This window comes from Streptomyces mayteni, from assembly GCF_054783955.1.
Window position 1 is genome coordinate 19696 of record NZ_BAAGPR010000108.1, and the last position, 8252, is coordinate 27947.

At 73.0% G+C, this 8252-nt stretch carries 6 protein-coding genes; 5 read left to right on the forward strand and 1 reads right to left on the reverse strand.

All coding sequences use genetic code 11. The annotated features are described in order from the left end of the window. Positions 1 to 26: 26 nt before the first annotated feature. A complete protein-coding gene (locus ACYVPE_RS32360) occupies positions 27 to 1178 on the forward strand; it encodes an ArsR/SmtB family transcription factor (protein WP_461037343.1) in 1152 nt (383 codons plus the stop codon). 31 nt (positions 1179 to 1209) lie between these two features. Here the strand turns inward: ACYVPE_RS32360 and prcB are convergent, their stop codons facing one another. Then, positions 1210 to 2055: a proteasome subunit beta gene (prcB, locus tag ACYVPE_RS32365; RefSeq protein WP_461037344.1), complete on the reverse strand. Its 846-nt coding sequence runs from the start codon at positions 2053 to 2055 to the stop codon at positions 1210 to 1212. A 415-nt stretch (positions 2056 to 2470) separates the two neighbouring features. Between prcB and ACYVPE_RS32370 the strand changes: the two genes are divergently transcribed. The 4 genes from ACYVPE_RS32370 to ACYVPE_RS32385 all read left to right on the forward strand — a co-directional run. Continuing rightward, positions 2471 to 4285: a 3-hydroxyacyl-CoA dehydrogenase family protein gene (locus ACYVPE_RS32370; RefSeq protein WP_461037345.1), complete on the forward strand. Its 1815-nt coding sequence runs from the start codon at positions 2471 to 2473 to the stop codon at positions 4283 to 4285. 53 nt (positions 4286 to 4338) lie between these two features. Next, positions 4339 to 5097 (forward strand): TetR family transcriptional regulator, encoded by a 759-nt coding sequence (locus ACYVPE_RS32375; RefSeq protein ID WP_461037346.1) that lies wholly within the window; start codon positions 4339 to 4341, stop codon positions 5095 to 5097. A 261-nt stretch (positions 5098 to 5358) separates the two neighbouring features. Next, complete coding sequence (gene ccrA, locus ACYVPE_RS32380) at positions 5359 to 6726, forward strand: crotonyl-CoA carboxylase/reductase (protein WP_461037347.1); 1368 nt, start codon at positions 5359 to 5361, stop codon at positions 6724 to 6726. A 1-nt stretch (position 6727) separates the two neighbouring features. Beyond that, a partial coding sequence (locus ACYVPE_RS32385) for a methylmalonyl-CoA mutase family protein (protein ID WP_461037348.1) occupies positions 6728 to 8252 on the forward strand: 1525 nt, incomplete at its 3' end.

The following is an 8252-nucleotide window of genomic DNA, read 5'->3' on the forward strand; positions in this document are numbered from 1 at the left end:
ACTCCTTCGCGTCGTTCCGTCCGCTGATGAGCCGGGACTGTAGGTCGGGGTCGGCGCCGGAGACCCGACTGTTACCGCGAGGACGTCAACTGTTCGATTACAGTCGTCGGGTGCCAGTGCTACTCGACCTCAGGGGGGCGAAGAGCTCGGACGTGGTCATCGGAACGTCGCCGATCTCCGAGCTCCAGGCCTGCCTGCACTCGTTCGCGGAGCCCGACCACCACCTGGAGTCACGGTCGTGGCTGATGGGGATCGGGGAATCGATGCCCCAGGACCTGGGGCACCGACTGACGCGGTTCGCGCCGCTCTGGGCCAGGCGCCGCTGCCGGCTGCTGCTACCGCTGAGCCCGCCGCTCGACGTCGAGATGGCGACGGAACTCGACCGCGTTTCGCGACTCCCGGAGAACGATTTCGTCGAGGCCGCCGCCTATGCGATTCAGGGCGGTTCCTTCGCCCCGAAGGGAGCGGTCACCAGCCCCCGGGAATTCGTCGCGGCGTGCGAGGCGCGTTCGTTCTCCCGCGGTGAACTCGCGAGGTCGCTGATCGACGATCCCGAGGCTTTTCGGAGCGTTCTCGTCCGGACGCTCGAGGATTCCGTGGACGAGTTCTTCGCCAAGGAATGGGAGCGCATTCACGGGCGGCTGCGCGACGAGGTCGAGGGGACCCGTTCCCGGCTCCGGGGACTGCCGCTCGCGGAGCTGCTCTCCTCGGTGAGCCCGGCCGCGCGGCCGGTGCGGGACGGGCGGGCCGTGCGTTTCGACAAGCTGCAGAACCTGACCGTGCCGCTCAGCGGGAACGACGTCTTCCTGGTCCCGACCATTCACGGCCGCCCACATCTGATCATTCGGGGCGAACCGGGATTTCCGGTGGTGCTGCACTATCCGGTGGCGTGGCGCGGCCAGCCCCCGTCCATCGACGAGGTGCGCCAACGGTTGACGATCCTTTCCGATCCGGCGCGCCTGAGCCTGTGCCGCCACATGGTCAACGAGGCGATCACCACGTCGGATCTGGCCCGCCGCTCGGGAATGACCCGGCCGCAGGTCTCACGGCATCTCGCGAAACTCCGCGCCGCGGGACTGCTGACCTCGGAAAGGAGTGGGCGGTACGTCTACCACCGGATGGACGTGCACCGGCTCCTGGGGATCGGCGTGGAACTGCTCCGCGTGATCGTCCGCTGAACCGGGCCGTGGCCGCCAGCAGCCCGGATGGTCAGAGCGTCGGCGCGGTCGGGCCGTCGGGGCGCTCGCGCCGGCGGCCGAGCACGGCGCCGGCCAGCTCGGCGACACGGCCCCGCGGCAGCCGACGGTAGCCGTCCTCGGTGATCAGCGCGACGCTCGGGAAGAGCTGGCGGGTCAGGTCGGGCCCGCCGGTGGCGGTGTCCTCGTCGGCCGCGTCGTAGAGGGCCTGGATGACGACGGTCACCACGTCCTCCTCGCTCATCCCCTCCCGGTGGAGCTTCTTGAGCGAGCCACGGGCGAACGGCGATCCCGAGCCGGTGAAGGCGAAGCCGAACTCCTCGGAGTGGCCGCCGGTGATGTCGAAGGAGAAGATCCTGCCCCGGCGGGCGGTCAGGTCGTAGCCGGCGAACAGCGGGACGGCGGCGAAGCCCTGCATCGCCATCGGGAGGTTCTCGCGGATCATGGCGTTCAGCCGGTTGACCTTGCCGACCAGGGAGAGCGGGACGCCCTCGACCTTCTCGTAGTGCTCCAACTCCAGTTGGAAGAGCCGCACCATGTCGATCGAGAGGCCGACGGTGCCGGAGATGCCCACGGCCGAGAACTCGTCGGCAGGGAAGACCTTCTCGCCGTCCCGGTGGGCGATCATGTTGCCGGCGGTGAACCGGCGGTCGCCGGCGAGCAGCACGCCGTCGGCGTAGGAGGCGGCGACGATGGTGGTGCCGTGCCGGACGTCCCCCGCGCCGCGCACGACCGGGATCTCGCGCCCGGCCGGCAGCGACTCGGGCGAGTACGTCCTGAGGAAGTCCACGAACGACGAAGAACCCGGCGTCAGAAACGCGGCCGGCAGCGGCCCCTGCCCCGAGACATCAGCGGACATCGCTTTCCCCTCTCCTCCCGCGGCCCCCGGCTGGATCACCGCTCGGACGGACGCTGCCCATCGTAGGCACACCGCATGTCGGTGATCACCAGGTGATCACCTGACGATCGGCGCGCCGGTCGCGGGAGCCCCGCTCGACCACGCGGCCGACTCATGCGAACGGGGCCGACACGGACGAGGGAGCCGCGACCGGAGGACGCCGAGGCGGCCGGGCTCGCGCGTGACCCGGGCCACAACGGGTGGGGCGGTCGCGGGGGTTCCGGTGGCTGACGCCGACTCGGTACGCTGCTCATCAGAGCGCTATGCGGCTCATGCGATGTGGTGACGCGACCACGAACCTCCTCGGCCGGCCTCCGGGACAGGGGCCCGCCGGCGAACGGTTCGCCCCTGCCCGGTCGTCACCCTGGAGTCCCCCATGCAGTCCGCCACCCAGCCTCCCCCGCGACTCGCCGTCGAACAGCCCGCCGCCGGCGGCGTGTTCCCGACCGTCGCCGTCGTGGGGCTCGGCACCCTCGGCGTCGGCCTCGCCACCGCCCTCGTCCGGTCGGGGCGCGAGGTGATCGGCGTCGACGTCTCGCCCGCGGCCGCCGACCGCGCGCTCGCCGCCCTGGCCGCGCCGAACACTCCGAACACCCCGAACGGGCCGGCTGCGCAGGCCCGCTTCAGCGTGCACACCGAGTTGCGCGCCGCGGCCGCGGCCGATCTGGTGATCGAGGCGGTGCCCGAGGACTACGCGCTCAAGCTCGCCCTGTTCACCGCGCTCGACGGGATCGTCCGCCCCACCGCCGTCCTGGCCACCACCACCGACGCGCTGCCCGTCACCCGGCTCGCGGCCGAGACCGCGCGCCCGGCGCGGGTGGTCGGGCTGCACTTCTTCCACCCCGTCCGCGCGATGCGCCTGGTGGAGGTGGCGTCCTCGGTGCTCACCGCGCCCGAGACGCTGGCCGCCGTCACCGAGCTCGCCCGCGACCTCGGCAAGGAACCGCTGCCCGCCGGCGACCGGCCTGGACTCCTCGCGGACGGGCTGCTGTTCGGCTACCTCAACCAGGCCGCCGCGATGTACGAGTCGCGCTACGCCACCCGCGAGGACGTCGACGCCGCGATGCGGCTCGGCTGCGGGCTGCCGATGGGCCCGCTCGCGCTGCTCGACCTGATCGGCGTCGACACCGCGCGCGCCGTGCTCGACGCGCTCCACCAGCGGACCGGGCGCCGCCCACACGCGCCGGCGCCGGTGCTCGGGCAGTTGGCCGAGGCGGGCATGACGGGCCGCAAGGCGGGCCGCGGCTTCTACACCTACCGGGCGCCGCACAGCGGCCAGGTGGTGCCGGACGAGCTGACCCCGCACGGCCGGGGGCCGCTCGCCGAACCGCGCGCCGTGGCGTCGGTCGGCGTGGTGGGCTCAGGCACCATGGCCGCCGGGATCGCCGAGGTGTGCGCGGCGGCCGGGGTGCCGGTCACGCTGGTGGCGCGGGACGGCGCGAAGGCCGCGGCCGCCGTCGACCGGATCGCGGCCTCGCTCGACCGGCGGGTCGCCAGGGGCCGGCTCGCCGCGGCCGAGCGGGACGCCTCGCTGGCCCGCGTCCGGCCCGCCCACGCGCTCGACGCGCTCGCCGATGCCGATCTGGTGGTCGAGGCGGTGGTGGAGGAACTGGCCGTCAAACGGCGGCTGTTCGGGCGGCTCGACGGCGTCTGCCGGCCGGGCGCCGTGCTGGCCACCACCACCTCCTCGCTGCCGGTGATCGCCTGTGCCAGGGCCACCGCCCGGCCCGCCGACGTGATCGGCCTGCACTTCTTCAACCCGGCCCCCGCGATGCGCCTGGTGGAGGTGGTGCGCACGGTCCTCACGGGTGACGCCGCGCACGCCACCGCCCACGCCCTCTGCGCGACGCTCGGCAGGCACCCGGTGGACTGCCGCGACCGGGCCGGCTTCATCGTCAACGCCCTGCTCTTCCCCTATCTCAACGACGCGGTGCGGATGGTGCAGGAGCACTACGCCACGCCGGCCGAGATCGACACCGCGATGCGGCTGGGCGGCGGCTACCCGATGGGGCCCTTCGAACTCCTCGACGTCGTCGGCCTCGACGTCGCGCTGGCCATCCAACGGACCCTGCACCGCGAGTTCCGCGAGCCGGCGCTGGCCCCGGCCGGCCTGCTCGGGCAACTGGTGACGGCCGGCTGCCTGGGCCGGAAGACCGGGCGGGGCTTCCACGACCACGGCCGCCCGCGCTGACCGGCGCCGAAACGGCGGCGCGTCGGAAATGCGGGATGGAGTAGTTTCGCCTCATGGCCCAGCCCGTGAAGTCCGTCCGACCCCAGGTTTCCCACCAGCGCCTCAAGGTGCGCCGGCAGCTCGCCGCCGCCGCGATGGAGCTGTTCGCGAGCAAGGGGTACGAGGCCACCACGGTGGACGAGATCGCCGCCACCGCCGGGGTCGCCCGCCGGACGTTCTTCCGCCATTTCCGGTCGAAGGAAGAGGCGATCTTCCCCGACCACGACGACACCCTGGAGCGCGCCAAGGCCGTGCTCGACGCCGCGCCCGCGCACGAGAACCCGATCGACACGGTGTGCCGCGGCATCAAGGAGGTCATGAAGATGTACGCGGCGTCCCCCGCCGTGTCGGTGCAGCGCTACCGGCTGACCCGCGAGGTGCCGGCGCTGCGCGAGCGGGAGATCGCCTCGGTCGCGCGCTACGAGCGGCTCTTCACCCGCTATCTGCTCGGCCAGTTCGACGAGAACTCGCACAACGGGGACGAGCCGCTGCTGGCCGAGGTGGCGGCCGCCTCCGTGGTCACGGCCCACAACCACGTGCTGCGGCGCTGGCTGCGGCGGGACGGCGAGGGCGACGTGGAGGCCGAGCTCGACCACGCGTTCGCCATCGTGCGCCGCACCTTCGCCTCGCTGCCGGTGATCGCCGCCACCGCCGCGCCACCGGCGGCCTTCACCTCGGCCAGGGGCGAGGTGCTGGTGACGGTGGCGCGCACGGACGCGCCGCTGAGCGAGGTCATGCGCACCATCGAACAGGCCCTGACCGACCGCTCCTAGTCCCCTCCGGCGCGCGCCGCCGGCCGATCCGACGCTCAGCTGCGCGGGTCGACTCGACAAATGAGCGAGATTTTAGGCACGCAGTGCCTTGCCGTCTGGCACGGGGTGCCATACGGTACGGGGAATCCGGGCGCTGTCCCACGCACTCGCGGGCGCCCGGCACGCCGCGTCACCACGCGAGCCGCGCAGCACCGCACACCGCGTTCACCGCCGCATGCGCACCGCCAACTGTCGTGTTCCGCCTGCCTTCGGAGGCAGCCCGTGAAGGAGATCCTCGCGGCGATCGCCGCGCTGGACGACTCGGAAGCCGGCGCCGCGGACTTCGCCGCGCTCCCGCTCCCCGAGTCCTACCGCGCCATCACCGTGCACAAGGACGAGACCGCGATGTTCGACGGCCTGCCGAGCAACGCCAAGGACCCGCGCGCCTCCCTGCACCTGGACGAGGTGCCGGTGCCCGAACTCGCCCCCGGCGAGGCCCTGGTCGCCGTCATGGCCAGCTCGATCAACTACAACTCGGTGTGGACCTCGCTCTTCGAGCCCGTCCCCACCTTCGGCTTCCTCGAACGCTACAGCCGGCTCTCGCCGGCGGCCGCCCGCCACGACCTGCCGTACCACGTCATCGGCTCCGACCTGGCCGGCGTCGTGCTGCGGGTCGGCGAGGGCGTCAACGCCTGGCGGCCAGGCGACGAGGTCGTCGCGCACTGCCTGTCCGTCGAGTTGGAGTCGGCCGACGGGCACGACGACACCATGCTCGACCCCCAGCAGCGGATCTGGGGCTTCGAGACCAACTTCGGCGGCCTGGCCGAACTCTCGCTGGTCAAGGCCAACCAGCTGATGCCCAAGCCCCGCCACCTCTCCTGGGAGGAGGCCGCCGCGCCGGGACTCGTCAACTCCACCGCCTACCGGCAGTTGGTGTCCCGCAACGGCGCCGCCATGAAGCAGGGCGACAACGTGCTGATCTGGGGCGCCAGCGGCGGCCTCGGCTCCTACGCCACCCAGCTCGTGCTGGCCGGCGGCGCCACCCCGGTGTGCGTCGTCTCCAGCCCCGAGAAGGCCGAACTCTGCCGCCGGTTGGGCGCCACCGCCGTCATCGACCGCGCCGCCGAGGACTACCGCTTCTGGCGCGACGAGCACACCCAGGACCCGCGCGAATGGCGGCGGTTCGGGGCCAGGATCCGCGAACTCACCGGCGGCGAGGACGTCGACATCGTGCTCGAACACCCGGGGCGCGAGACGTTCGGCGCCAGCGTCTACGTCACCCGCCGCGGCGGCACCGTCGTCACCTGCGCCTCCACCACCGGCTACCAGCACGCCTACGACAACCGCTACCTGTGGATGAGCCTCAAGCGGATCGTCGGCTCGCACTTCGCCAACTACCGCGAGGCGTGGGAGGCCAACCGACTGGTCGCCAAGGGCCGGATCCACCCGACCCTGTCCCGGGTCCACCCGCTGGCCGCCGCCGGCCAGGCCGCCCACGAGGTGCACGCCAACCTCCACCAGGGCAAGGTCGGCGTCCTCGCCCTCGCGCCCGCCGAGGGGCTCGGCGTCCGCGACCACGAGCTGCGCGCCCGGCACCTCGCCGCCATCGATCTGTTCCGCTCGCCGGCCGCCGAACCCGTCGGGGCCTGAGATGGCGCGCCGCGACCGCCCCTGGCTGATGCGCACCTACGCGGGACACTCGACCGCCCAGGCGTCCAACGCGCTCTACCGGCGCAACCTGGGCAAGGGCCAGACCGGCCTGTCCGTCGCCTTCGACCTGCCGACCCAGACCGGCTACGACCCGGACCACGCGCTGGCCCGCGGCGAGGTCGGCCGGGTCGGCACCCCGGTCGCCCACCTCGGCGACATGCGGCAGCTGTTCGAGGGCATCGCGCTGGACCGCACCAACACCTCGATGACCATCAACGCCACCGCCATGTGGCTGCTCGCCCTCTACCGCGTCGTCGCAGAGGAGCAGGGCGCCGACCCCGCCGTGCTGCGCGGCACCACCCAGAACGACATCGTCAAGGAGTACCTGGCCCGCGGCACCTACGTGTACCCGCCGGGCCCCTCGCTCCGGCTCACCACCGACACCATCGCCTACGCCGTCAGCCACCTGCCGCGCTGGAACCCGGTCAACGTGTGCAGCTACCACCTCCAGGAGGCGGGCGCCACGCCCGTCCAGGAGATCGCCTACGCCATGACCAGCGCCATCGCCGTCCTCGACGCGGTACGCGACTCGGGGCAGATCAGCCCGGGGCGGATCGGCGACGTCGTCGGCCGGATCTCGTTCTTCGTCAACGCCGGCGTCCGCTTCGTCGAGGAGATGTGCAAGATCCGGGCGTTCGGGGAGGTCTGGGACCGGCTCACCCGCGAGCGCTACGGCGTCACCGACCCGACGCTGCGCCGCTTCCGCTACGGCGTGCAGGTCAACTCGCTCGGCCTCACCGAGGCGCAGCCGGAGAACAACGTGCAGCGCATCGTGCTGGAGATGCTGGCGGTCACGCTCTCCCGGGACGCCCGCGCCCGGGCCATCCAACTCCCGGCCTGGAACGAGGCGTTGGGCCTCCCCCGGCCCTGGGACCAACAGTGGTCGCTGCGCATCCAGCAGGTGCTCGCCGAGGAGAGCGACCTGCTGGAGCACGAGGACCTGTTCACCGGCAGCCACGTGGTGCGCGCGAAGACGGAGGCGCTGGCCGCCGAGGCGTGGGCGGAGATCGGGCGGGTGCAGGAGATGGGCGGCGCGCTGGCGGCCGTCTCCTCCGGCTACCTGAAGTCGCGGCTCGTCGACTCGCACGCCCGCCGCCGGGCCCGGGTGGAGAGCGGCGAGGAGCGGATCGTCGGCGTCAACTGCTACCCCGAGACCGAGCCGAGCCCGCTGACCGCCGACCCCGACGCGGCGGTGCTCACCGTGGACCCGGCCGCCGAGGCGCCGGTCCTCGAGGCGCTGCACCGCTGGCGCGCCCGGCGCGACGCGGCCGCGGCCCGCCGCGCGTTGGACGCGCTGCGGCGCACCGCCGAGACCGACCGGAACCTGATGCCGCCCACCCTGGAGTGCGCCCGCGCCGGGGTGACCACCGGCGAGTGGGCGGACGCGCTGCGCGGGGTGTTCGGCGAGTACCGGGCGCCCACCGGGGTCGGCGGCGCCGGCGCGGCCGGCGCCCCCGCGCCCGAAG